Origin of the sequence: Marinomonas phaeophyticola (assembly GCF_026966905.1) — a bacterium.
Lineage (GTDB): Bacteria > Pseudomonadota > Gammaproteobacteria > Pseudomonadales > Marinomonadaceae > Marinomonas > Marinomonas phaeophyticola.
The window spans coordinates 315053-339906 of sequence record NZ_JAPUBN010000011.1 but is presented as its reverse complement, the minus strand read 5'-3'; the positions used below and the strand labels follow the sequence as shown (position 1 = coordinate 339906).

Genomic DNA, 24854 nt, shown 5'->3' with positions numbered 1-24854 from the left:
CACCACTCCCAACAGGAGCAATGGCCCCATTTGGGTGGTAGTAGTTGACGCGCTAATGGCAACACCACTATCAGAAATAGTAATTTTGCGAATCAGGCGACGATTGGTTGAGATCGATTTTCGCAGGCATTAAGTCCAGTGCTTCAGCTATCGGGCGAACCCGCTCTAAATCACTGCCTAGCAACCGCAATACATCTTTTTCCAACTTAAGTTGGTCGGATACTTCTATCCCTTCAGGACTCGCTACTGTGAGCGAACACAGAGGTGGTAATTGACGCTTAAAAGCCAGCAACAGCAACAATGGCCACGGGCCATCATCAGTGTTAACAATGCCAGCGCCTTCACCTGACACAATGCTGATTTGATTGGTACTAGGTAATGCGCCTTTGCAAAACCCTAATGACCATTCTCCAATCCTGACCTGGTTATCATCAATAACAGCCAAGCCATAGGCTTCAAGCAGCTTTGCCATATCGAACAACGCTTTTTGAGCCAGCGAGATTTGGCCATTGACGTCCTTGCGAGTACGAAACTCCCAACTGACGTTATTGGCGCACGCGACGCTATCAAGCGCATTTGAGAGTTCAAATGGCCGCCCTTGATGATCAATGCCGACTTGTCCAACAAATCGATAACCCTTGTTGATTTTCTCATTGATTCTTCGGTCTGCTTCTGCGTTAGGATCAGTCGAGTCAATCAATCGCTGCTGCGACAATTGACCAGCTTTTCCAAACCGAACTTCAATCTCCTGGGTGTCTGATCCAACGTAAATGGCCCATTCTTTGGCTGTCCCATCAGAATGACTGTAACGGTAAAGAGCAAAGCACTTTTCCATCATCAATCCTCCCAGTGGTCACCGAAGACGTCAGCGGCAATACGGTGAATGGCTTCACGTTGCTCCAACTCAGCACGAGCCGTCAAAGACCGAACCAGTGCATACTCCACAGCGTTAGGAGCGCCTTTAAAAGCAAGTGTTAGCTTTGCCCAGCGCACCAAGGTCCGAGTGGACATGGTGATACTAAGCTCAGCACCGCCATCCGCGCCCCCAATAAAAAGACGGCGAATGTCACCAGCCACTTTCACCATTTTTTGGCGAAAGACTTCTGGTAAGCCCGGCGCAACGTTCTCCAGAATGGCTTCCTCTACAGAAGGCTCTGCATAGGTCGCTTCGATGATTCTAAAGCGATCAAGAAAAGCCAAATTCTGTTGAAGCACACCTTGATACAAGCCCGTCTGGTCACCGCTGCCCGCACTGTTGCCGGTTGCGATAAAACGAAACTTGTTATGTGGCATGATGATCTCACCGCCATTTTGTGCGATGACCAACGGGGCACCTTCCAAAATGTCATTGAGCCCAGCCAGTTCAGCAGGCTCAGCAAGATCCATTTCATTAATGATCAGCAAATGGCCATGCTTTACAGCCAGTGCCAGCGGTCCATACACAAAGGTCATGTTGCCATTAACCAGTGTGTGGTGACCGATAAGATCGGACAACTCCAATCGACCGTGCGCAGTAATTTGCTGAACAGGCCAATTCAATCGAGAAGCAACTTGGCAAATTAGCGAGGTCTTACCGCATCCCGTGGGGCCTGTAATATACAAACCGTCACAGTCTGGGTTAGACAAGAACGCCAATACGTCACGTAAGTCTTCTTTTCTAAAAACATACTCGTCCTTGCGAACGGGAATGTTTGGATGGGTAGTGTCGGCACTAAATCCTTCCAGAACGAAAGCATCAGGAGCCGGGACATTAAACGCTTGATTCACTTGAACCAAAAATGGGGATTGTTCAGTCATGGTAAACCTCATCAGTTTTGACGAGGCCCCATGCCCCAACAGGGACTGAAGTCCCCGTCGGGTGGTGTGTTGATTGTGGTATGGCTGTGTATGTAAGAGTTCAGCTCGCTCTATCATTCGTACCCAGCATTGGCTACGAGTGAAACTGCTTTCTGATGCACTCGATGTAAGTGCATGAGAAAGGAGCCGAAATCGGCTCCAAGTGAACGTTAAAAATAAAATGAGCTCGGCGAGTCACCTGGCAGAACCAAGTTCTCTTGCTCAAGGCTGATTTTGATTGGTGTTTCAACGGGCTGATCTGGCTTATTGGTGCTGATGCGCAACCGCTCTTGTGGCGCTTTTCGGTAAGCGGCTAAAACCTGTTCGTCCAGCTCGCCTAATTTATCGGCGGCCAATTGCTTATAGTCCACCGTACCCGCCATCATGTAGCGGCTGAGTTTGACCCCAGCATAATCCGCATGAGCGTAGTTACCCATCATGGCGACCAATTTTGACTGAGCGTCTCGCATTTCCTCTTTCAAAGATTTAATGTGATTTTCCAGTCGGACAACTTCAGCATGTGCTGAGCAATACTGCCGAGACAACGATGTCCAGCGGTATTGGGCTTCACCCTTGGGAACAAAACAATCTTGTTCAGGGCATTTTGACGGTTCTTTTTTGGTCTGTACTAACTCCCAAAACTGAAGCGCTGTTTCTTGCAATTCAGTTAAGAACGCCGCGTCTCGTTGTATTTCAAACTCAATCAGTTGATCCTCAAAATAGAATACCAACCAACCACGCGTGCTATTGGCGACCAGTATTTGATGCTGCACTTGCACCCAATACAACTGGTACGCCTCACTTTGTTCTCTGTGAGCTTGCACATCCTCAAAAACTGACTGGCAAGGACATTTCAGTTCAACGGGTTCGCCCGCATCGTTGATGCCATCAAAGCTGGCTCGAAAGATTGCGTTATGATCGGCTTCAGCACATAACGGCAGAAGAAAGTCATTATGCGCATTCTCAAATGCTCGCCTTGCTTGAGGCTCCAACCGTATACCGCGAAGCACATTTGGATTATTCGACAGGTCTTCCGGTAATACGAATCCAGTTTTTTCTGCCCATAATCGCCAAGGTGTTTTGTAGGGTGAACGCCCCATAATAATTGGGGCTTCAGATGCCGTAACCCCTGCAATGCGCCACTGGTGCCATGCAGGAGTACGTTGTGATAGGTCGATAACCTTCATATTGTCTCCTTTGAGGGGGAGACTCCCCCGAAGGAGAGAACTCCCCTTCAGGGTTAAGTGGTTACTTTGCAGCTTGTGCTAACGCTGTTTGGTGCTGAACAACACTTGCTTGAACCGAATCAATTGCCGCTATACCGGCTTGAATCGAACCTACGACAAGGGCAACAACCAATACCAAGCGAAAAAGTGAGGCTGATTTAGTCATGGAAGATCTCCAAATAAAAGACGAGACCTTCCCCCTGACGGGAGAATAATCCCGCCAGGGTTAGTAAAATGAATGCGTGGCGCTAAGAAGCTAAAGGCTGTGTGAGCGCTTTGGCTGCTTGTTGTTGTGCATTAAATATTTCTTGTTTCGCAAACGTCAGTTCAACACCCTGAAAATGTTCATTGGCATATTCCAATGCACTATTCCAAGCGTTTGAAGCTTCTGCCCGCTCGATAAGCTTGTAAACAAGCCCTCGGGTTCGATCATCAACTTGCTCGGGTGGAATCACTGATGGCTCAACAACGTGTGTTGCTTGGCCTTCGATAATTCGCTCCGCTTCGTCTTGATCGAAAATTCCCACAAAGCCAAAAGCGATACGGGAACACTGAATCATGGATTTATGCCTTAGCATTCGCTTAGTGTGCGTCTGCCATGGACCATCCACTCGATAAGGACCATTTTTGCCGTTACCTTCAAAAGGCGGTCGATAGACCTCATCCAGATACTCAGTGATTTTGACTGGATGCGAACGGTCGCGCCGATAGATAATGCATTCCATCCATTCCGGGCATTCTTTCGCGCCATCCAGTGAGACTTTGGTTTCTGAAGTCTTGAACTCCATGCCATCAAACTGGTCGTGTTGATTGATGATGCGAGACCATCCATCGACACCTACCACTGGAATAATTCCAGCTTGTTTATCAGGGAACGCAAAAATCTCTTTGGTGAAAGGGTTCAAGCCGTACTGATCTGCAACCACCAAGAGCGCCATCATCTGCTCATTGGTCGGTGCACTACCGTCACGTTGCTTGAATGCTGTTGCTTTTAGGGTATCGAACAGTTTGTTTGGATCGACACTAAAGCGCTCAGCAAAGCGTTGGATTAGCTTTGGTTTTTCCATTTTGGACTCCGACAATCAAAGTGGGAGTCTGCCCCTGACGGGAAAGTACTCCCGGCTGGGTTAAAGCGTTATCGCTCGGTTAAAAATCTGGTTCAGGATAAGTTTGTGCCCAATTAGCTTGGGAGCTCGCATCATCCGCCGCTGATGGCTCAGATGCTTTGTTCACACTATCAAGAAGCAGAAACTCGTCCGCGTCCACTTCGGTCAATCGATGCTTAATGCCATCTTTCTCCCATGAACGCGTGCGCTGAGGCCCTTGAACAAAAAGCTTCGCTCCTTTTTGGATTAAATCTTTTGCTCTTAGCCCTAACTTAAATCCACCACGATCTCGAAAAACGACCCGATGCCATTCCGTATGCTCTTTGAGCTCATTGGATTGACGGTCGCGCCATTTCTCAGAAGTGGCCAGTGAAATGCTGGTCACCAAATCACCTGATGGATAGGCTCGCGTCTCTGGCTCAGCGCCAACGTAGCCTATGAGTGTTACTTGGTTTTTCATGATGTTCTCCTCGTCTTAGTTGAACTCTGTGCACACAGTCGTTTCTGCCCGGCTGGGCAAAGAAGACTGACGGCGCAGATAGGTTGGTATTTCGAGTAAAGCCATGTCGTACTGATGTGGCTCTTTGTAAAACGCAGATGTCAAACGGGGCATACCAGGAGCTTTAGGCACTGCCATTGGACGACGCTTTGGTGTTGGTGTGAGCAATCGCTTGATTTGTGTAAGTCCAAATCGAAACGGGCGCACGCTTTGACGAGCAAGCAATCGCAAAAGCGACCAGCTCAGTTTTGCAAGCAACATAATGCCTGCGATTTGGATAATAAATCCGAAGATATAATCCATTGGTGACTCCTTAATTGGGTTTTGAAGGAGTCACCCCCAACTGGGGAAAACTCCCCCAGTTGGGTGGTGAAAAGGCGAACCGCAAGGAACGCATGGTTGAGCATGTAAAAACATGCAGGCTATTTGTTTAAGGAGGCTAGCTACCTCTTAGTACCACTGAGAATACTCAGCGGCGGGCTTCCTTTGAGCTCATGCTCTCAGGCGCAGATATCACTGAAGCAGATCAGCAATATTTGATAGTCAGTGTAACCGTCTTATCCAGACAGGATAGTCAGAAAGATGCTCAATTCTTCCACCTAGCTGAAAGGCCATTACCTCACAGAGGATTAGGCTAGGGACTGATTATTGTCATATCAGGAGCAAACTTATGGCCCAAGCAAAACCCAATTACTCAAAACCCATCTTTGAACAATCATTCACAATTAATAGCTTACAGGCGCAACGTGTCGTTGACCGTGTTTTTAGACGGACGGTCAGTGCGCTCTACGGAATCGATGTCATCCTACGCATCATTGGCGATGAGAACGAAATTGATGAAGTGGAACAGATCATTAGTCAGCTGATCGAGGATTGCGCTAAGGCGGTAGACAACGAACAAGCTCGTTTGGACAAACTGATGGAGTCCAACGGTATCGATGAAGTACCTGACTACACCGATCCGATTACCTTCAACGCCAAAATAAGCTCGCCTCAGGTTGGCCAGTTTGTCGGCTTAGTTCGCAAACTCGATGCGCTGATGATCTCAATGGACACACTCTGGTTATCTAGCGTGCTTAGCAACAAGCAACGTGTTGATGGCAACTACGCATGGCAACAGCGCATCATCAAACTGGCTCGACGCATTATTGATATCGAAATTCGAGCACGAAAATCAGCTCAAGCTAAAGGTAAAGAAGCAGAAGTTGAGCAAGCGGTGCCTTCAACCGATGACGATATCACTGAAGAGGAAACAGATAACCCCGCCAACTAGCCAACTAGCCAACTAGGCTCCCATCAACCAGCCCCTCTCGAAGGGGCTCTTCATCTTGCTGTATTTTCTATCAAAATCATTAAAATGAATTTAACTGTCATTTTTGGCCAATTTACATGAATAGAACTAATTTTCTCGTTACCTTCTTAATAGCGCTGTTCACTATCCCTGCTTTTGCAGAACACCCATCATCGTTCAGCCAAGCAAAACGATTTGCCCGAGAAATTTACCAAGACAACCAAAGTACGTTTTACTGCGGATGTAGCTATAGCAATGATGGTGCGATTGATGCTGCATCTTGCGGATATGAACCAAGGAAGCAACCGAAACGAGGTGAACGCTTAGAGTGGGAGCATGTTGTCTCAGCATGGGAAATTGGCCATCAACGCCAATGCTGGCAAAACGGTGGATGTCGGAACTGTGAAAAGAATGATCCTGAGTTTTCTAAAATGGTTTCGGATCTCCATAACCTCGTACCATCAGTTGGAGAGCTTAACGGAGATAGATCAAATTTTCGATTTGGCATGATTCCGAACGAGCCAAGGGCCTATGGTCAATGTGATTTCGAAGTTGATTTCAAAGACCGCCGAGCAGAACCACCAGCTAACCGTCAGGGTGATATTGCTAGAATTTATTTCTACATGCGAGATCAATACGGCCTAAGACTAAGTAGGCAACAAACTCAGCTATTTGAAGCTTGGGCAAGAATTGACCCGGTTGATGAATGGGAAAAAGTACGTGATTTGAAGATTGAAACTATTCAAGGCAACTCGAATTGCTATGTAACATATGGCTGTTAACTGAAAAAAATTAGTTGAATAAAGTCTTCTATTAACAAATGGGGGGGCGACTCTAACTCACTTTTACCCCATTTAGTGTTAACTTTACCGCTCAGTGCCCCCCAAAAAACTGTCCCTTATGCTTGTACAAGCGCCTCGAAACAATGATGATGGTGGTATATTCCTGCTAAATACAGGACTTAAAAATGCAATTATTGCGTATATAAACCCTCTAATCCAGGTAAATCAAAAAACTGAGATGGGTTACCGTTTTTAACTTGATGTTGATAGTTAATGCGATTGCTGCTGGTAACTAATATACAGTGCTTTTTTGCTCTAGTAATACCAACAAAATGTAGATTCAGCTCTTGCTCCCAGTTATCGTAATGAACATCCCATGAGCCCGGAACAACAAGCCTTTTAGGATGAACCCAGTCATAAAGATCTAAATGATAAACCACATCAAATTCCAGTCCTTTGGATTTATGTAGAGTCATTACTTGTACTTCATTTTCGTCAATTGGCAGATAATGTTTTAGTAGCTTACTATCAACACAAATATTATGAATTAGCGCTTTATCTGAATCTGAAACAATACAATTAAAAATATTTTCAGAAGTATAAATAATCGACTCTGCAAGCTCTTCATGATCTTTACCCATAACATCAACAATCAATCTGCGAAGGTTAGGGACTTGTTGCTCTTGAATTCTTATGTACCGTTCAACCATTTCGATTACATCGTTAACCCTATAATCAGTATTAAAACGATACCGCAGTAAGCTTGTAAACAAATTAGTAATACGGGTATTTCTAACAGCTAATGGATCTTCATCAAAAATTCTAAAAGGGACTTTTAGTTTTTGCTCTAGAAACTCCAGAGATATATTATTTCTAACTAGAATACCTATTTTAGAATAAGAGTCTGTTATACCTTTTTCAATAATATCGAGAATAGAGTCACTAACTTGTTCAGACACATCAAGCTGAGTACCTTGATAACTCCATCTATGAACTCTTATTTCATCAGTGGGAATTAAATCACAAGCTGGGTTAAACAATCTGTTCGAATAGTTGGTAATAGAAGGGTGGCACCTGTGGTTTATGTTAACTATGTGATGTTCAAAGACATCAGGCTGCGTGGTCAAACTTGTAATATATTCGGGGTTACTTCCTCGCCATGCATAAATCGATTGCTGTGTATCCCCAACAGCAACGCCTGTTAAACCCAGTTCTATTAACTTCAAAAATAGCATATGTTGAGGTTCAGATGAGTCCTGATATTCATCAACATAAATAGAAGAATACTTTGCTCGAAAGTAGTTTTGGCAGGCTAAAGAGTTACTTAGAATATGGTTAGCCATTACCCCTAAAAGCTCAAGCAAAACATATCCATTCTCATACAAAGTTTTAATGTCTTGTTCAAATGTTGGATAAATGTCATTTTTGATGTCGCCAGAGTAAGCAGAAATAGTAGGTAGTTGATCTTTTAATGCTTGGGGAATCTCATTGAATAATTTGCACTCAATAACTGACGAAAAGTGGCCTATCAATCTGGAACCAAATGGATAAATAATTTCGCTTAAACAAAAATGATCAATTGTCCCGAAAAAACTAGCCTTTAAATCACACGCATCTTTTTTACACCGTTGTTTTAATTCTTTGCTGGCTTTTACCGTAAACGTAATACCAATCACGCCCTTATAGTCAGGAAGCGATTGCACTTCATTTCTTATTTTTTCTACGACAACAGTTGTTTTACCGCTTCCTGGGCAAGCAGTAATAACCATATTAGAACCTGACACAATTGCAGCTTCTTGATCTGGAGTAAATTCAAAATTGGCCATACTAAGCTGTTACCTGAGCAACTGCGAATGCTAAGGGTTTTGCCAGTTCACCACCGACCAAATTGACAAACGCACCTCTATTTTGTGAAATAAACTCTCGCATTCTAATCGCTTTTTTACCTTGCAAATACTTGATGGCATCTACAACGTCCGTTTCACCAGCGAAAGCTAAGAGTTCAGCTTCCAACTCAAGAGCGATATCATTCTCAAGGTCTATCTTTGATAAGAACATACCATTTGGATTTACTTGGTTAGAAGCATTCTGCCAAGCGCCATTATCAACAAGGTCTTGTGATGTAGTATTCGCCGGATAATATGGAGCATTGGGTAAACCCATTAGAGAAAAACAGCGATTAAACCCTACGGCTCTTTTATCAGTTCTCCCCCTGGTTCCAGAAACATCATTGTCAGTTCTCAGCACCCAAGGAATTTCCATTGCATCCAGTATCTGGCAATAAACTTTAAATTGAATACCATCAACACATAAGATGGTTATGTTGTAAAAATCTAAATCAAACCCTAATTGAGTCGCTAGCTCTTCATAAAACAATTTTTCAGAAGGCCCTTCAACAAGAAATACGCAACTAGCAAAAAAAGCTTCTGCCGGAAGTATACTCATTCTATAGCCCAACTCATCCCATGCATCTGAAATACAATCGGAGCAGCCATTTTTTGCTGCTTTAGAACCTTCTGCTGTAGAGAAGAGTCGTATAATGGAATCAGGTTTATAGCGCTCAGTTATTTGTGGTGAATGGCTGGTGATAATTGTTTGGCCTGGTAATTCATGTATTAAGTAGTCAGCCAATTTACGTTGTTGATGCGGATGCAGGTGAGCTTCAGGTTCTTCTACACAATAGAATGTTACTTCATGGTCAGGGTCAAACTCCCTCTGACTTTTTGCCTTCCATAATGCTAACAATATCTGGTTATTTCTCCCATCACCTCCTAGCATTATTTTAGAGCCTGAAGTTGAAGCACCAAGCTCCAAATTATCAATAAATTGATTAACTTTAATGGCTCCGGTATCTAAATGGACGCTATAGTCGCCATTTGTATGTGATAACTTCTTTAGCTCTTCATTAACTATAGATGTTGCGTCTTTAACGTAATTAAGCCCAGCCACTTTTTCGTTGATTTGATTTAACTGCCCAGAAATTACATTCATTTCTGCTTGATCGGCTGCAAGGTCAGCCTCTTCAAGACTATCTTGAGATTGCTTTAGAAGCTTTTTCTTTTCTATATTAATGAATTTTTCTAGGTCTCTTCTAGAACGCACATATCTTAGATTTAAACGCTTTAAGTAAAATCGAGATTGAACTAATTCTAACTCTTCTGCTGAACAACCTATTAAGATTTGGCAATCTAGTGTAGCTCTATCTGCAACCATCGAAATTACACATGTTCCTTCGTCACTAACATGTCCTTTTAAAATAGATAAAACAGCATCTTCTGTAATTTCTGAAAAATATATATTTATTGTAAAGGTTTCAGGTTGTTCACCATCACCGTCGATATAAAAATCAGTTAGTTCTGGTTCTATATCTCGGTCTGATAGAGATTTATCTAGTAACAAGCGCAAAGCATAAAGCAAGTTTGTTTTACCGACATCGTTACTGCCAATCATTAAAGTTCTATCATTAAAACTCACTAATGCGTTTTTAAAATTTCTAAAACCAGTGAGATTTACTTTTTCGATTTTCAAACTATGCTCCTTGCGACTTTTCCTTCAACATACACTGTAAGCTATTCTGCGTTGCATATGGAACGACCAAAGGGCCGCAATTAAATTGGTTGTACATTATTGTTAGCTAGTAATCGCTGAACATTAAAGCTCATTCACCTTGATTTCAAGAAATCAGAGGCTGTCTTACAATTAACCTTTATCAGCCGGATGAATTTTTTCTGTCCAAAAGCGAGCATTTCTGACCGTCAGTTCCTAGCTCAAAGCTTTCTGCTCGATGAAGTCCAACCCTATTCATCGAAACTGTAAGCTCAGATATGAGCTACCACAACACATTACTACAAACACATCTGTTACAAAATAGTCGCAGTTAATTCAATGCATATTTATTATTTTTTATATGCTTCATTAGCCCTGCAAAACCGTACTAACGGAGCAATTTCTTTTAATTGTTCCCCGAGACTTCTTCCGTCGCCTCCTGGCGTAATTTCTGAGCATCCATTCCGTTTAGCCTTTCAATAGCTCTGTCTGCGGCACTTTGACGGTTTCCATCAACGTTTAGCGTACTTCCTGAGCCTGTGAGTCGTTCCAGATCCAGTGACGGTACTTCGGGTAAGTTGCCCGTGATCGACAAGATACCTATCCATTCATCCAGATTGACTTGGCTCCAATCTACCTGGTTTAACTGACTCGCGGTCAAACCTTCGCAGTTTGGTGACTTTGCACTGCCCCAGCCAAGGCCCAACTGCGGACGTACTTGTTCCTGAATGATCCGTGAAAGCGGCGAAGTAAAGCAGCAATATGACTGCCGTTTCTCAACACAGGCACCTAAGAACTTAGACTTGCAGTAAGAGCCTACATAATGGCAACTCTTCAATACCCGCTTAGCGTTCATTTCAAACTCACTCTGCTCACATTTCCAGATAAGTTGAATGAGGATCATGGTGACTGAATAAATCATGTAGGCCGTCATAACCGTACTCAGAACCGCGCCCGCAGCGCCCCCAGGGCAAAGTTACCGCCCGAAACAACACCATCGGCTCCAACCGCGCCACCAACGTTACTAAACAGTGCCGATTGCGCCCCCGAACCAAAGGTAGTACCTACCCATTCAGCCGTTTTGTTGGTCAACACCTGCATGAAGCCAGTCGCAGCTTGCTCCGCTCCCGCGCCAGCAGCCGTTGATGGCCCAGCTCCCATGAGAGAGTCCCATGCTGACACAAAAGGCTCTTTGACCGCACTCCAAGTGCTCGTGATTGGCTCCCTGAGCGTATTCCAAGAACCATAGATTGCCGAAGACGGATTCATGGCCATGACTGCCGTATCAAGCTTGTTAACCGCCACTATCATCGTAATGTAGTCCGATAACGACACGCCACTTGGCTTTTCACAGCAATCGACTATGCCGCCAACGGCTTTTTTGCACTGGCCAGCATTACCTTTAAAGACCGTACACTCGACGTTATCTTGGCCATCAGCTCCCGTGCATGACATATCATTGGTCATAAACTGCGCCGCATTAAGCATCGCAGCGGCCTCTGCAAAGTTAGCCTGCTTGATTGACTCTGGCTCTAAACAATCTGTGCCCATGCAGCGAACTGGCCCCTCACAGTTGTATTGAGTTTCCATTCGTGCATTTTGCACTTCGACGCTTTGTCCGCAGTCATACACCAAACTTTGGATATAGCAGAAGCCTTCATGACCAGCCCCGCCTTCAGTGCATTCGGTTCTGACGTACTGGCAGGCCGGGTTTTGCTCTAGCGCGGCACACGTATTGGTGGTCGTGTTTTGTCCGTTATTGACGATGGTTTGTGTATTACCATTGGCATCTACCCAGCTATCTGAGCTGCCCATGTTGAACTCTGGGTGAGCAGTCGAAGCATTGTAGGTCGCTCTTGCCCTCCAGCATGAGAACCCCAGTCCATCAGAGCTGCCACGACTGGTTAAATGAGCAGGAGACGAAACAACCGCCGGATAAAGACTTCCAAGATTGGCCAACTCGCCACTACCAACCGTTAACCCGTCGATTCGTTTTGTGCCCGTATCCAAACACTGCCACTGCACCGCAGTAAACTGATCCGTTTGCATCAAGCATTGGTCTATGCCCGGATCACTTGATTGATGAACAATGTCTTGCTCTAAGTATTTGCCAGAGAAGGTCAATGAAGCGCTCAGTTTCGCAGGAGCCAAACACTTCTGAACTTCTCGGCTGCAAGTATCGAAATCGACTTTGTTCCAGCCAGACTCACATCTGGAACGATTGACTTCCTGGGGTTCATGCCACGAAATAATCGACCCATTAACGACCTTGCACAATGAGCCAACCAAGGTTCCTTTTGGACAGGTCATTTCAGGGTACTTAATGGACGGTTTCGTCTCAGTCACCGTTTCCTTATTGCCCGTCAGTGAGAGTGTCGTTTTCCAACCATTTGCCTTGGATGGCGACTCGGTGATTTTTATCCCAGTATTTTGATTATCAATAATCCTCAGTGTCGTGTTTCCAGTTTGCATAGTACTGCTGTGCTGTGGAACAAAGCTGAGCGTTTCAGAGCTAAAGCAACCGCGCTCAATGGACAAGCTTTGTTGATGTGTTTGGGCGGATACACGTCGCTCTAACTGACACTGAGTAAGCGTGCTGATCTTTTCGCACACCTGGTAATCCGGTACATGCTTGGTTTCAGTAAATGGCGTAATCGTCTGAGTAGGCTCACAGGCCTCAAAACTACTCGGCATAAGATTGGATACCACGCACTTTGGATCGCTGGTTTGTAATCCACAGTCATAAGTATCGGTAAAACGAATGCATTCACCTTTATCATTGGTCTCGGCACATTCTGACGACATGAATCCACAGGAAGGATTCGCTTCAAGCACTTGGCAGGCCTGATTTTCAATCCCCTTATAGCTTTCATCATCCACACTCACTTGTACACGCCGACACAAAGGCGATATGCCAGCCACTGGGCTTGGGGCAAAGTAGGATTCACAAACTGAAACACCATTGACCACCGTACATCCGTTGGTTGAAGACGGCTGATCCGTGCATTGAATGCTGTAGTCTGAAAACTTAGCCGGGATATCCGCTGCTTGTTCGATACAGGATTGTGGCGACCAACCATCATTCATCACCACCTTGGTTGGATCAAAGCGCACCTTGATACGTGCATACCCCTCACCACTACCCGTTACCGATACGCGAATTTTGACTGGCACTTCTAAACCGGGCTCTACCGCTTTTAGCTTGGCGGTTAAGTCAGTATTAGGATTGCGTTCCCAACTGGTACTAAGCTCGCAGCGACCTGCCGTTTCTGGTGGAAAGTTATTGTTCGGCCCAGACCAGACTTTCTGATCGCCAAGCCACACTTGCATGTAGTCATCCCATTTTGCGTACTCAAGAACGGCTGAGGTAATCGCATCGGGGTTCACGACTTTGAGTGTGATGGCCTGTTCGAACACTTTACAACGACCACTCCAGTAGTTGTCGCCAATTCGTCCTATCCAAACTTCAAGACACCCCTCACCACAAGAGCGAAGGTTCATCGGTCCTGAAACATGCTCAATAATGCCTGCCGTGTAATCGTGAGTAATAGTGCAGCTGTTAACCGCTGTATTGAGTCTGTCACATTGCTGGTAATTTGGGCTGCCTTCACCTTGAGACTCACAGCCGGGGAAGCTTTGGGTTAATAGATTGGGGTCAGTTTGAACCGCATCAGTTAATGCCCAAAGCGGATCATTGACCATATCTGGCCGAGACCTGTCTTTGATTTGCTGTAGCGAGCGAAACGCTTCACCCGTAGCGCCACTTTCGGATACCATGCTCTCTTGGCGCTGCGTCCCCAATTGATTCATGCTGGCATCAGAGCCATAAACGCCCGTTAAGACATCTAATGAGCCTTGATCCATACCAGGAAATAGCTCTTGCAAGTTAATGGACTCATTACCACTGCCACTCGGCACCAACAATGTATTGCCGTTAAGTGCGGGCATCGTCCAGCTTTGCAGCAATTGCTTACCTTCTTGTTGTCCGCTTAGGCCGGATTGACGCTGCACATCAGCGGCCACACCATGTAGGGGCAAGCAAGCCATAGTGATAGATAAAATACCCGCTAACACTCGGGTAAAAAGTGTTGGTTTCATAGTTAACCTCCCGAGTTACAGCAGTCTTGCCAGCGCCACAAAATGTAGAGCGCATCTTCACCGGCACCGGGGATTGTTCGCCACTCTCCCCATTTCATGGTGCTTTCACCGATGACATGCGCACTTTCAGTTTCCGGTACAGGGAAGAACATACTCATCTTGTATTGGGATTTCGGCAGCATGGGGTCGATAACAGGTCGGCATAGCGCACTGTTCCCCATTGTTCGCCTAGCAAGACCACGCCTGTGTTGAGCCGCGATTGCACGCGCCGCTAAATGGCTGGTATTTTCTGCTAATGAGCCAAAGGCTAAGGTGTGGCCTGATAACGGGTAGAGATGGCCCCAACTGCCAGCACACCAAAACAACTGGTCGATGGGTTTACCAAGCGTTGATGAGGCTGCGTCAGCGGTACAAGCCGAAATAGCCAATGGATTGGCAACGGCCGCCGCTTCAGGCTGAGTAAAAAAAGCCAGTTCATCGTTCAGCCATGTTGGGTCCAATTCGGACAAATACATCAAGTCAAAGTCCATGTAACCATCGGCATTGCAATTGCCATCCATGAACAAATCGAGCATGACCAAAAGCGGAAAGGCGTAATAATGGTAATGGTAGAAAGCAAGATCACCGGTATCGTATTCACCCTCGCCATGACCACCTTGCAGTCGCCTATCACCTAACGGTAAACGAATCCCTCCCAGGGAAGGCGAGCAACCCGGCGTTCTGACCAGTTCAATCAAACGCGCTGGCTCCCACATGCTGGTAACAATACCTGGCCTTGGCACGCCTAAGTTGTCTTCACATAAGCAAAATGACTTATTTGATGCGCCGCTTGGGACACTGCCAGAGCCAAGCGGAAGCCCTGCAACCCGGATAGGAAAAATGCATGACCAGCAAACATCCGTCAGCAACTTACCCGACAATAAACCCGCGTCTGGGCAGGTCAGTTCGGCTTTAGCAGGAATAGATGCGCCCAGGACAAGCATGACAACGAGATTACGCAACCGACGATACGTATTATTGAGCTTTTTCATGAACAAGCTCCTTTGCTGGAATTTCTTCTATTTCAAACGCAAACCCCTTTGCTTGAACAAACGATGGGGTGACTTGCAGATCAAAGCGCTGCTTTAGCGAGGCATTGAGAAGGTAAACCGGACTGTCCAATGTCTTTTCGAGCGCATTGAGGCGATTCCAGCCTTGGGCACGGTCGAGCTGCGTGGTGATAAGCGTAATGCGACGCAGTGTCCTATCTTGCGTCTCAAGCCAATGCGCTACTGCGTCCACTTCTTCAGCGTTCGACGCATTAAACACCACGAGCTGCTGAGTAAATGGCAAGGCTTTTAGCGGGTTAATACGCGTTCCTGCTGGGATCAATGTTCGGCCATTGGCATCCAATAGTGGCCGCTGCATGACGATGGTTGGATCAACCATTCTTATCCGATACTGCGTGGCTTTGGGTAAGTCAGTAAATGTTTGGCGAGACCAGAAACGCTCAATGGTTTTTTTCTTTAACGCGCCGAGGTCAAGCGACTGTAAACGCTGCATCGCCACTTGCATCAAATCCGGTTCTAAAATCGAATGAATTGGACCGCGTTGACCCAATGAACCGCTATTGCCAGTTTCAATTTGGCGCTGCAACCAGTCCTTGCTGTAAACCCCTAGTGCACTTGCAGTCACCTTGTCATCTTCTATGCGGAAAATGGCAGGCACGCTAGTCACCCGCCAGTGCACAAAGGCTTTCGGATCGATTCGAACCTGAGGAACAGGATCAAGTCCCGCCATCAGGGTATGCCAATCACGGATAGCCGCCCCCAAGGTCTTTCCTTCAGGAATTCCCCGAAACAACACAATAGCGCTGGTAGCACTGGCCTCTTTAAATAGCTGCTTCAGTGACGAATCACCCAATGAGGACGACGCAAATATCAACCATTCATCGCTGTGTTTGAGCGACACAGGTTGTTCAACCGGTGCAAAAGGCTCAATAAATTCAGATGAGCCATCCACAGCACTTTGTAAAATGCTGCGGCTCATTTCGACGATCTTTTTGTCCTCGTCAGACAACAGAAAAGGCTCTTGTGCCCAGGAAACTTGAACCCAAGACAATGGAGCAACCAACGAAAATAAGAGACATAGTCTTTGCATCATCTACCTCCTACCAAAGCGGCCAAGCGCGACCGACAATCTGCTCGCGCTTAACGGCATTCCAATAGCGGGAGTCGAAACTCGTAGCAGCCTCGCCGGAAAACCAATATTCGTTTTCTTGCAGCGTCAATGAACGGCTAAATTGTGATTCCGCCACACCAAGACGCTGGGCTAATGCCATGCCGATTGAGACTTGAGCACCGTTCACTAGCACATGCTCAGGAGTCACATTGACTTCATCCCCAGGCATCCCTGTAAGGCGTTTCAGCATACGAGTACCGTCGTTATATAACGGAGCAAGTCCTTTTGAGTGGAAGGCATACAAACCATCCTTAACCGGCTCTTTATTCCACAGGTCAATCAGATACACCGTGGTATCAGGCAGGCAGCGCTCTTGCTGGGTATCAATACCTATTCGGTAGCGCATCATGGCGTAGGTGCCTACCAAGGCCATGATTAACGCAAGAACGGTCAACCGAATGAGATATGGCCGCCAAGGCATTCTTTTACGGAGTATCTGCATGAGACACCTCCTTTGAGCCTACTGGCACAAATACGGAATCATCAGCACCCACCACCGCTTGGGCATCCAATACGATAAAACCGGCTGCTTTTAACTTTTCAATTTGCTGATTGGTCTGAAGCAACCTGGATTCGATGTCTTGTTCGCTGGCATTGGGGCCCAGTGACAGCACCGCCTCCCCAAAATCCACGACTGCAATGGGCGTACTTAACGCCAACTGGCTGTGGACGGGTTCGAGTGTTTTCATTAAGAGCCAACTGGTCATTAAACCGCTACCAGCAATAGACAAAGTAATAGAGGCCATAAATGGCCAAAGCGTGGTCTTATTCATAGCCTCGCTCCTTCAACAACTGAGAGATGGCATCAGCAACAGAAAGGCCTTTGCGCGTTAACTGTTTAATCGCGTTTACATCTTCTGCACGGGACGAGTACAACAGCTTGTGAAACGGATCGACGATGAGGCGGCCGATCCCGGTGCCCATTTCGGTGATAAAGAAAATTTCGGAATAGACACCCGTGACGGTATGAACCGTTTTCAGGTATTCGTAGCCGCCTTCACCTAATGGCAAACGGCCTTCTTTTTTGAGCGCGTTGATGGTTTCGGCTTTTTGGCCAAGCAGGTACATATTGGCCGAGTTTTCAGCGATGGCTTTACCTGTAGGGCTATCGTATAAATCGTTGACCGACTGCGTTACCGTCACAGCACTGCCGCCATATTTTCGAAATCGCCGGTAACCCGTCTCAATGAACTTACCGACATCACCTTGAGTCAGCAGATCCCAGGCTTCGTCGATGAACACAATCTTGCGACGATCCCGCTCACCTAAGTACATCTCCTGTTGGATTTGGTAGATAAGTTGAAGCAACACCACTTGTTGCAGATGCTTACGCCCCTTGAGCTCTTCTAACTCCAGAACGGTGAAACGGTTTTTGAAGCGAATATTGTTGTGACCATTAAAGAAGCGACCATATTCGCCCTGTGTCGTAAACGGATAGAGCTGCTCACCCACGTCTTGCACACGTCGGTCTTCGTGATTTTTTAAGGCCTCTGCCACATCATCAACCAACATGGCACGACCTTTTTTCTCCCACAGTTCACGGGTCTGACGCTTTAGGTTGGCCATCTGAAAATCGGTTAATGACTGCGTAGGTGCGGCCATTGCGGCCAATAACCCAACCAACACATCCGCTTCTTCGTCATAGTCCTCAACGATTTCAAACGGATTCAAGCAAATGCCACTGTCCCGCCCGAACTGTAAGAACTCACCGTCATAGACTTCACACAGCTTTTCATAAGAGCGGCCAACATCAATCACCCAGCATTGCCCGCCTTCTGATAAGTAGGAGGAGATGATTTCGTTCACCAGGAAAGACTTGCCCGACCCCGATTGCGCCGCTATGCAACAGTTGTAATTACTGCCCGAGTCATAAAGAGACACACTCATGATCTGGCCATTACGGGAAACAAAGTTAATCACTGGCGTGCCTGTACCTTTCCAATCCGCAAACAAAGGCAACAGAGGGATCACATGTCGTGTCGCCATAGTCTTGAATCGAAACAAGTCGTTCATCGCCTGGCGGTCAGCACCAAATGGCAGGGCATTCAGAAAAATGGGCAAACAGAAGTACTTGTCTTCCATCAGCTCAAATCCGAGTTCTTTGAAGTAAGTTCGAGCATTTGAAACAGAACTGATGGACGCCTCTTCCGTTGGTGAAAACAGCGTCAAAGTCATATTTGCCCGAATAGGACGATCACCTTCTTGCAAGGCTTCAAAAAGAACATCAAATCCCTTTTTCTTGGCTGCAAGCACCGGCACAAACTTGAGCATCGGGCCATAGGCCTGATTGACCGCCCATTGACGCTTCGTCTCTAAACGAGATCGCATCGCCTCAGCTGAAGGAAAGTGAATGGTGACATTCAGCAAAAAGCTTCCGCGTAAACCGCGACTGCCCGTCATCATATCGCCCGCAAAACTTGCGGCATGACCAAACCAGATCCGCTCAGGCAAGCGTTTAAACGATAAGGTTTTAACTTGGTAATCACCGAGCATCAGACCTTGGCTATCCACCTTGATAGCTCGGTCATAATCCAACACTTGCTCTCGAAGTGGTTTATCTGCCTCACTGCGGATCGGTGATGGATTGCGCCAAGAAGCATCTTTTCCCCAGTTAAGCTGCGCACTTAATGCCGCGAGCCAATTTCGGTCAGTCATCTCAGTGACACGAAAACCAACCGTTGCCAGCGCCTGCGAAAAAGAAGCTCGAAGCGCGGATGCTCGACTTAATTCACGCTCCGTCGGTAAAGGACTTTCCAAAGGCAATTTGCAGGTGACGATCAGTTGAAAGTTGCGTACCTGAGTCTGGGTCGATTCTTCTATCGGTTGAACCGTGCCCCCATCGAGAAAATCCGCACGTTTGCGTATCGACGCCCTAAGCAATGGATCGGATTGACGATGCCGTAAGCCCATCATGCGCTGAAGGTCGGTTTGAATATCAGGCGAGGCGTACAGGCCAAATTGCAGCAAAGTGTCTTTTGGCCAGTCGTTGTTAAGTAGAACATTAACCCTATCTGCAACAGACTCATCACCACCCGGCAATGGGTCACATAGAAAACCAAAGCCAACACTCTGGTCTTCCATGAAAAACAGTTGCTCATCGTCTGAATAGGCCAATACTGGCAACAGCTCTGAAGCGCGTTGCCCTGAATACAGAGAGGCTTTCATTAACGCCCCTCCAACCAAGCAGAAAGATCATAAGGACGGCCTCGGCTGATGCGACCATCATTGGCGACGATGAAAGGTACACCTTGAATGCCCAGGATTTGAGCCGTCACCAAGGTACGCTGCATTGGTTCTAAGTTGCAGGCATCATCCTGTTCTAGGTTACCAATCCGGCCATTCAGCAATGCATCGGTGGCCGCTTTCTTGTCACGCGCACAGCCAAGCTGGCGAACCTGACGCTCTGAATCAGGACCAAGCACTGGCACAGGGAGTATTTGGAAGGTGTATTCTTTGGTTAACGGTAAAGCTTGTTTCAAAAGCTCATGGCAGTGCGGGCATCGTGGGTCAACAAAGACCACCACTTTCTTTTTGCCTTCACCCAGCGTCAGTGGATTCAAATCATCCATTTTTAAGCCAAGACGACTTAAGTCCAGCGTGTTACCCGCTTCACGAATTTCTTCAAGGCTGGTAAGCGGCTTTTTCGACCAGGCATCATAGAGCGTGCCATCAATGACGAACCGGCCACTGTCTGACATGAAAACAATACGGCCATTGCTTTCGACCGCTTTCATACCCGTGACAGGTAAAGAAACCATGCCGTCAATTTTGCCAACGGGCGACACTTCAGACACAGATTCAGCTTGAACCAATGGAGACAGCGCAAGCGCCAGAATAATTGGAGATAGTTTTCGCATGAGGAGTCCTCGTTAATGTAAATCGAGGCTCCAGTCTATGCAGTTGTCCTATGTGGACTCGGTTAGATAGATTGAAGAAATCGCAATCTAACTAGGGGGCTTATAGCTCGTTGAGGTTTGTTATAAACGAATTACTCGGCGTTTGCGTTAACAAGCCAATCATCAAGCACTTGCTTCAATTTATCTAATTGCTCTTGATGTTTTGCTTGATTCTTTGCCAATTTGTTAATGTTCTGCAACTTCCAACGAATCGCTGGCAAATCTGCTGCATTAGGATAATCAAACAATGCCCAGTCAGGCTGCCCTCTTTTGAATGACATGAGGAAGGCATGATCCCTTTCTGTGAAATGTTTTTGCAGTTCAATTAACATCATGGGCCTAACAGAGGCTAAGTCTTCGCATTCAACTTTTTCAAAAGTCATTCCGTCAAATTCTGCCTGAAATTTCTCATTCAGAGGCTGCCAGTTTGGCGACATGACTTCATTAATAGGCCGAGGGTGACTTAATGTATAGGTTAAAAAACCCACCAAAATCTCTCTCGAAATCCCTTCACTGCCAAGTAACATACGCACATCAAATAAGTCGCGAGGATGTTGGCGATCCATTGCAGCACACAATTTCCCACCATACAGATCGGGAAGACTGACTACCTGAATCTCAGCATAACCAAACTCGTCTTCAACAGACTCTTGAACTGGCATTATTTCTGCACTATGCAATGTACCTCTGGCGACGGGCGAAACTTCAATTTTGATCGTCGCAACCGGACTTGATACAACTATTCTCAGTTCATCAACTTTATTATCCTGAAATGCCGCTCGGATATCTGGTTGAGTATTGATTCTGTCTGTAATGCGCTGCAATGCAGCCCTGACATTAATCAAAGCCTCATCTCTTGGTTCAAGTGGAAGATAAGCAAGATCAATATCTACAGATAACCGAGGAAAATCTCTCACAAATAAATTAATGGCAGTGCCACCTTTAAGTGCAAAAACCGTCTCTGTCGCTACCAAAGGAAGCATTCTTATGAGCAAGGAAACCTGTTTGTAATATGGGCTATCTTTATCCATTATGTTGTTCACCTTTTTTGACGCTTAATATCTCTGGCACTGTGATTTGATATCGCTCATCAAAACGTCCTTTTTCGACAACCTGCCGCTTTCCTGCACCCAATTCAATTCTTGTTTCATCTATGCGATTGACCCACTGGTGATCGTAGTATCGACCCAGAAATAGAAATATTCGGTTTGCCTGAACAGAGCTGCTTCGCTCAAGAATATCTTGTACTTTTCTAGGGCTAAGATTGACTAAACCCTGAAATAATTCTGCGACATGCTCAAATGAAATCAGCTTCCCAATCCCGTCTACCACTTCATAGGCAGCAAGTTCTGCACAGCTGACAGTGAGTTCTTTCTCTTTAACCGTGATCCTTTTCAAATCTTTCTCGGGATTCACTTCAAGCTTATGGTTTCCACAGTAAAACCAATTCTGATAAGGGAATTCACGAAACCATTTCGGTAAGGACGACTTATTTTTAACGCAAATCCAAACTTGCTCTTTGTTCAGCTGCAAATAGTGACTCAGTCCTTGGTGAGTTAAGCTGCTCAATCCAGCCAAATGAACTGAAACGCCCAATTGCACATCCAATGCTTGAATGGCATCAACCCAAGTTGGCTTTATATCGCCCTGCGCATCTGGACGATAATACACGCCAGAACATAGCTTCTTCAGCCAACCGTTCTGCGCGTACTTTTGAGCCAGGGAGTAGCTCACACCGTTTTCAGTCAGCCATTGCTGAAGTACTAGCGCACCAGGAGAAGTATGAGCAACAAGCCAGTTTATCTTAGATGACATTTTAACACCCAAAGTATGAATATCACGAACAGTATAAACCATATAGTTTATTGTGACAGTGATTTTAACACTTTAGGTATTAATATACCAAATACTGTAAACCAAGCCTGCTAATGCGGCGTTGTTGAAATGAAAAGGTCTACACAACATCACCAATAACCCGATGTTGTGTAGACCTAGTTTGATTACCTTAAGTGAACTGCCTACTGTGGCTCACATTCAGGTGCCCAGTAAAACGGCGCTGATTGCTGGAACTGTTGTGCCAATGACTTCTTGAGTGCTGGCAACAACAGGTAAGGTTGCAGACATAACACTTTCAACGACGGTTGGCGTATTGTAGAGACCCATACCGCCACCAATGCCCAGAGCGAAAGCCATCAAGCTTTGGCGAGCGATACCGCCCACAATACCCACCAGAACCATGGCTCCCGCTACGATCCGTCCCAAAGTACCTTGGGTCCAATCTTTTAGGGTATCCCACACATCAGTGAAAGCATCACCACCGGTGCCCGCAAATGAGGGCTCCGAAATCATTAACGCCAATAAACCAAGCGCACCAATGGTCATTAGGCGCTGAGTTTGAATGGTGCGAACTGCATTTGTCATTCGTTAGTTTCTCCGTAGATACTCAAGTTATCGCGCTTACCATCAGCTCCCGCTGAGGCAGAATCGCTTTGAGTCTGAAGTGGACGTAGCACTGGCGAAACCGTTCGAGGTGCTGACACCCCAATATCCCACCGGCGCGGTTCAATTTCGGTAAACACGTAGCTGGATAAATTCAGATCCCCACGGTCATCCTCCCAAGGCGCAATCCAAATCCGCATTACCCTTGAAGGAATGCGAATAGGTGCAGATTGCTGCGTCTCGGGTAATGCCGGATGGCTCAGCAGTCCTGTCTCTAAATCAGATTGTGAATACCCAGAGGGAGAACCAATTCGAGTCGCCACAGCATCAATCGTCTTGGGTGCAGCGCCATTACTGGTAAGCTCATAGACTTCACGAGCGGATAAACAGCGCACACCGTCAGGCATACCTGGGCATCCATATTCACTACTCCCAAGACCCAATGAACTACAGCCAGACAATAAGGTTGAGCCGACTGCCAATAAAAGTAATCCAGCTTTAGACCACTGTTTTGACTGGTGCTTTGGGTTGTTCTGCATTGATGTCGTCATGGTTAACTCTCCTCTGGATACACATCTTATTGTCTGAAACGGACTTCGATCGGTTAGCAACATGCAGGATTTTTTCATCTTCTTGCACCTCCCCCTTGTGAAGTGGCCAATGACAATGAGGCCCCACGAGTGACTATGACTTCAATTTTCCTTGCAGCGTCTACCTCTATGACTGGGAACATATTTTCAGCCATGTCCAAATAGAACTTGGCCACTCGATCTAATGCTTTACCTGTGCCTTTAATCGCAGCGCCCTGTAATGCTTCTTGGCTCATGACTTGCTGGTACAACTGAGTATCACCGGCATTACCCGTCTGAATCGTCGGAACAGGATTCACATCAAATGCGCCTGCCAAGCCCTGAAGGAATCCGGCCATCATCGATTTGGCCACCAGCTGGCCTTGTTTCGACACTAATCGGCCACGAATACCGGCTTTGCCGTCTTCACCTACGGCATAAGAATCCAGTCGTGTTTCAATGACGCCACCATCTTCTCTCACACATGAAATGGTCTCGCCTCGCAAATAAGCACGCTCAGAGCTCAAATCACCGTAACCTGCGGCGATCAAGAAACACTCTTTGATATCCGCTCTAAATCGGTTGGGTAAAATGGCTTCCTTTTGAATCCTCAGCAATGCAGGAAAAGGCTCGCGTCTTGCGGACTCGTGAGTAGGGGCATCCAAACCCGTGATCAAAGTACCTGAGATGATGCTGCCCGCCGGTAGATACAAAGGCGGCGCTTCTTGCACAACAACGTCTGGTTCGGCAACCACTTCAGGCTCAATCATACGAATCGTGATTGGCGGCAATGGAACATCCCGAGCTCGTGTGCCTTGGCCATTGGCTGGCTGCTGATAGAGCGGATCAGGCAGCGGCGCATTGGCAAAATAGTCGTCTGGGTTAGACGGCAATGGCTTTTCTTCTTTAGGCAATTCCATGGCAGATAAAGGCACTTCAAAGCGGCTATTTGTGCCTTCAACTGCTGCATCACCTCCAGCGCGAACATCATCAAGTTCCGCTCTAAGGCGGGCCAGCTCCGCATTGACTTCACTTGGTATAGAAGGCGAACCAGGGCTTAGCCGTCCTGAATCGACGTCACGACGCAAGCGCTCAACTTCACGACGTAACTGTTCATTGCGCTCACTGAGTAGTTTTACGTTCGCAGCCAAACTATCGACCCCAACATCACGAGTATTGGTATCCGTAAGAATGTGCCGGATCGTTTCCTGCCGGTTCCGACTGCTTGAGCCATCGTCAGGATTAGGTGAAAACACCATCACCATAAGGATGAGACCACCAGCAATACCAGCAACCGATAGACCCCGCTTCATGTTCGGGCTCATTTGTTCCCATTGTGCTTTCAT

Annotated in this window: 24 protein-coding genes; 2 read left to right on the top strand and 22 right to left on the bottom strand. The window is 46.4% G+C overall.

The genetic code is table 11. The features are described 5' to 3' along the window. Positions 1-70: 70 nt before the first annotated feature. From O1D97_RS05435 to O1D97_RS05405, 7 genes are all read right to left on the bottom strand, one after another. Positions 71-838: a hypothetical protein gene (locus O1D97_RS05435; protein ID WP_269123567.1), complete on the bottom strand. Its 768-nt coding sequence runs from the start codon at positions 836-838 to the stop codon at positions 71-73. After that, complete coding sequence (locus tag O1D97_RS05430) at positions 838-1797, bottom strand: AAA family ATPase (protein ID WP_269123565.1); 960 nt, start codon at positions 1795-1797, stop codon at positions 838-840. Before O1D97_RS05430 ends, O1D97_RS05435 begins: the two co-directional genes overlap by 1 nt. Positions 1798-2006: 209 nt before the next feature. Then, complete coding sequence (locus O1D97_RS05425) at positions 2007-3023, bottom strand: YqaJ viral recombinase family nuclease (protein WP_269123563.1); 1017 nt, start codon at positions 3021-3023, stop codon at positions 2007-2009. Positions 3024-3084: 61 nt separating this feature from the next. Then, a complete protein-coding gene (locus O1D97_RS05420) occupies positions 3085-3228 on the bottom strand; it encodes a hypothetical protein (protein WP_008844794.1) in 144 nt (47 codons plus the stop codon). A gap of 82 nt (positions 3229-3310) precedes the next feature. Beyond that, positions 3311-4129, bottom strand: coding sequence for a phage recombination protein Bet (gene bet, locus O1D97_RS05415; protein WP_014703121.1), 819 nt, complete (start codon positions 4127-4129; stop codon positions 3311-3313). A 79-nt stretch (positions 4130-4208) separates the two neighbouring features. Then, positions 4209-4628, bottom strand: a complete 420-nt coding sequence (locus O1D97_RS05410) for a single-stranded DNA-binding protein (RefSeq protein WP_005398028.1) — start codon at positions 4626-4628, stop codon at positions 4209-4211. Between the two features lie 15 nt (positions 4629-4643). After that, entirely contained in the window at positions 4644-4970 is a 327-nt protein-coding gene (locus O1D97_RS05405) for a plasmid-related protein (RefSeq protein WP_269123555.1), read from the bottom strand. Positions 4971-5337: 367 nt separating this feature from the next. Here O1D97_RS05405 and O1D97_RS05400 point away from each other — a divergent pair, with 367 nt between their 5' ends. Beyond that, positions 5338-5940 (top strand): hypothetical protein, encoded by a 603-nt coding sequence (locus O1D97_RS05400; protein ID WP_000035786.1) that lies wholly within the window; start codon positions 5338-5340, stop codon positions 5938-5940. 116 nt (positions 5941-6056) lie between these two features. After that, entirely contained in the window at positions 6057-6740 is a 684-nt protein-coding gene (locus tag O1D97_RS05395) for an endonuclease (protein WP_269123553.1), read from the top strand. Positions 6741-6931: 191 nt separating this feature from the next. On the opposite strand, the gene O1D97_RS05390 is transcribed toward O1D97_RS05395, so the two are convergent. The 15 genes from O1D97_RS05390 to O1D97_RS05325 all read right to left on the bottom strand — a co-directional run bounded on the left by O1D97_RS05390 (position 6932) and on the right by O1D97_RS05325 (position 24854). Beyond that, positions 6932-8566, bottom strand: coding sequence for a UvrD-helicase domain-containing protein (locus O1D97_RS05390; protein WP_269123551.1), 1635 nt, complete (start codon positions 8564-8566; stop codon positions 6932-6934). Position 8567: 1 nt separating this feature from the next. Then, entirely contained in the window at positions 8568-10268 is a 1701-nt protein-coding gene (locus O1D97_RS05385) for an ATP-dependent nuclease (protein ID WP_269123550.1), read from the bottom strand. Between the two features lie 424 nt (positions 10269-10692). After that, positions 10693-11190, bottom strand: coding sequence for a conjugal transfer protein TraN (traN, locus tag O1D97_RS19825; RefSeq protein WP_428981103.1), 498 nt, complete (start codon positions 11188-11190; stop codon positions 10693-10695). Between the two features lie 38 nt (positions 11191-11228). Next, positions 11229-14384: a conjugal transfer protein TraN gene (gene traN, locus O1D97_RS05380; protein WP_428981095.1), complete on the bottom strand. Its 3156-nt coding sequence runs from the start codon at positions 14382-14384 to the stop codon at positions 11229-11231. A gap of 2 nt (positions 14385-14386) precedes the next feature. Next, a complete protein-coding gene (locus O1D97_RS05375) occupies positions 14387-15367 on the bottom strand; it encodes a TraU family protein (RefSeq protein ID WP_428981094.1) in 981 nt (326 codons plus the stop codon). Between the two features lie 31 nt (positions 15368-15398). Further along, positions 15399-16526, bottom strand: a complete 1128-nt coding sequence (locus tag O1D97_RS05370; protein ID WP_269123546.1) for a TrbC family F-type conjugative pilus assembly protein — start codon at positions 16524-16526, stop codon at positions 15399-15401. Positions 16527-16533: 7 nt separating this feature from the next. Next, positions 16534-17046, bottom strand: coding sequence for a S26 family signal peptidase (locus O1D97_RS05365; RefSeq protein ID WP_269123544.1), 513 nt, complete (start codon positions 17044-17046; stop codon positions 16534-16536). Next, on the bottom strand, positions 17030-17377 hold the full coding sequence (locus tag O1D97_RS05360; protein ID WP_269123542.1) for a plasmid-related protein: 348 nt from the start codon (positions 17375-17377) through the stop codon (positions 17030-17032). Before O1D97_RS05360 ends, O1D97_RS05365 begins: the two co-directional genes overlap by 17 nt. Then, positions 17370-19769 (bottom strand): type IV secretion system protein TraC, encoded by a 2400-nt coding sequence (traC, locus tag O1D97_RS05355; protein ID WP_078453671.1) that lies wholly within the window; start codon positions 19767-19769, stop codon positions 17370-17372. The genes O1D97_RS05360 and traC overlap by 8 nt, the downstream gene beginning before the upstream one ends. Next, positions 19769-20461, bottom strand: coding sequence for a DsbC family protein (locus O1D97_RS05350; RefSeq protein WP_001228926.1), 693 nt, complete (start codon positions 20459-20461; stop codon positions 19769-19771). The genes traC and O1D97_RS05350 overlap by 1 nt, the downstream gene beginning before the upstream one ends. 131 nt (positions 20462-20592) lie before the next feature. Next, positions 20593-21531 carry a nucleotidyl transferase AbiEii/AbiGii toxin family protein gene (locus O1D97_RS05345; protein WP_269123538.1) on the bottom strand — a complete coding sequence of 313 codons (939 nt, stop codon included), beginning with the start codon at positions 21529-21531 and terminating at the stop codon, positions 20593-20595. Continuing rightward, complete coding sequence (locus O1D97_RS05340) at positions 21524-22315, bottom strand: type IV toxin-antitoxin system AbiEi family antitoxin (protein ID WP_269123536.1); 792 nt, start codon at positions 22313-22315, stop codon at positions 21524-21526. Before O1D97_RS05340 ends, O1D97_RS05345 begins: the two co-directional genes overlap by 8 nt. A gap of 219 nt (positions 22316-22534) precedes the next feature. Continuing rightward, on the bottom strand, positions 22535-22921 hold the full coding sequence (traA, locus tag O1D97_RS05335; RefSeq protein ID WP_248434923.1) for a TraA family conjugative transfer protein: 387 nt from the start codon (positions 22919-22921) through the stop codon (positions 22535-22537). Continuing rightward, positions 22918-23490: a type IV conjugative transfer system lipoprotein TraV gene (traV, locus tag O1D97_RS05330; protein WP_001944091.1), complete on the bottom strand. Its 573-nt coding sequence runs from the start codon at positions 23488-23490 to the stop codon at positions 22918-22920. The genes traA and traV overlap by 4 nt, the downstream gene beginning before the upstream one ends. A 74-nt stretch (positions 23491-23564) precedes the next feature. Next, positions 23565-24854 (bottom strand): TraB/VirB10 family protein, encoded by a 1290-nt coding sequence (locus tag O1D97_RS05325; protein WP_169650375.1) that lies wholly within the window; start codon positions 24852-24854, stop codon positions 23565-23567.

What these genes read in the sequence shown, in the direction of transcription:
- bet (WP_014703121.1), bottom strand. Translation starts at nt 4,129, where the DNA reads ATGGAAAAACCAAAGCTAATCCAACGCTTTGCTGAGCGCTTTAGTGTC.
- O1D97_RS05390 (WP_269123551.1), bottom strand. Translation starts at nt 8,566, where the DNA reads ATGGCCAATTTTGAATTTACTCCAGATCAAGAAGCTGCAATTGTGTCA.
- O1D97_RS05360 (WP_269123542.1), bottom strand. Translation starts at nt 17,377, where the DNA reads ATGAATAAGACCACGCTTTGGCCATTTATGGCCTCTATTACTTTGTCT.
- traV (WP_001944091.1), bottom strand. Translation starts at nt 23,490, where the DNA reads ATGACGACATCAATGCAGAACAACCCAAAGCACCAGTCAAAACAGTGG.
- O1D97_RS05325 (WP_169650375.1), bottom strand. Translation starts at nt 24,854, where the DNA reads ATGAAAGCACAATGGGAACAAATGAGCCCGAACATGAAGCGGGGTCTA.
- O1D97_RS05350 (WP_001228926.1), bottom strand. Translation starts at nt 20,461, where the DNA reads ATGCGAAAACTATCTCCAATTATTCTGGCGCTTGCGCTGTCTCCATTG.
- O1D97_RS05420 (WP_008844794.1), bottom strand. Translation starts at nt 3,228, where the DNA reads ATGACTAAATCAGCCTCACTTTTTCGCTTGGTATTGGTTGTTGCCCTT.
- traA (WP_248434923.1), bottom strand. Translation starts at nt 22,921, where the DNA reads ATGACAAATGCAGTTCGCACCATTCAAACTCAGCGCCTAATGACCATT.
- traN (WP_428981103.1), bottom strand. Translation starts at nt 11,190, where the DNA reads ATGATCCTCATTCAACTTATCTGGAAATGTGAGCAGAGTGAGTTTGAA.
- O1D97_RS05345 (WP_269123538.1), bottom strand. Translation starts at nt 21,531, where the DNA reads ATGGATAAAGATAGCCCATATTACAAACAGGTTTCCTTGCTCATAAGA.
- O1D97_RS05370 (WP_269123546.1), bottom strand. Translation starts at nt 16,526, where the DNA reads ATGATGCAAAGACTATGTCTCTTATTTTCGTTGGTTGCTCCATTGTCT.
- O1D97_RS05375 (WP_428981094.1), bottom strand. Translation starts at nt 15,367, where the DNA reads ATGCTTGTCCTGGGCGCATCTATTCCTGCTAAAGCCGAACTGACCTGC.
- O1D97_RS05425 (WP_269123563.1), bottom strand. Translation starts at nt 3,023, where the DNA reads ATGAAGGTTATCGACCTATCACAACGTACTCCTGCATGGCACCAGTGG.
- O1D97_RS05410 (WP_005398028.1), bottom strand. Translation starts at nt 4,628, where the DNA reads ATGAAAAACCAAGTAACACTCATAGGCTACGTTGGCGCTGAGCCAGAG.
- O1D97_RS05435 (WP_269123567.1), bottom strand. Translation starts at nt 838, where the DNA reads ATGATGGAAAAGTGCTTTGCTCTTTACCGTTACAGTCATTCTGATGGG.
- O1D97_RS05430 (WP_269123565.1), bottom strand. Translation starts at nt 1,797, where the DNA reads ATGACTGAACAATCCCCATTTTTGGTTCAAGTGAATCAAGCGTTTAAT.
- traC (WP_078453671.1), bottom strand. Translation starts at nt 19,769, where the DNA reads ATGAAAGCCTCTCTGTATTCAGGGCAACGCGCTTCAGAGCTGTTGCCA.
- traN (WP_428981095.1), bottom strand. Translation starts at nt 14,384, where the DNA reads ATGAAACCAACACTTTTTACCCGAGTGTTAGCGGGTATTTTATCTATC.
- O1D97_RS05365 (WP_269123544.1), bottom strand. Translation starts at nt 17,046, where the DNA reads ATGCAGATACTCCGTAAAAGAATGCCTTGGCGGCCATATCTCATTCGG.
- O1D97_RS05395 (WP_269123553.1), top strand. Translation starts at nt 6,057, where the DNA reads ATGAATAGAACTAATTTTCTCGTTACCTTCTTAATAGCGCTGTTCACT.
- O1D97_RS05400 (WP_000035786.1), top strand. Translation starts at nt 5,338, where the DNA reads ATGGCCCAAGCAAAACCCAATTACTCAAAACCCATCTTTGAACAATCA.
- O1D97_RS05340 (WP_269123536.1), bottom strand. Translation starts at nt 22,315, where the DNA reads ATGTCATCTAAGATAAACTGGCTTGTTGCTCATACTTCTCCTGGTGCG.
- O1D97_RS05405 (WP_269123555.1), bottom strand. Translation starts at nt 4,970, where the DNA reads ATGGATTATATCTTCGGATTTATTATCCAAATCGCAGGCATTATGTTG.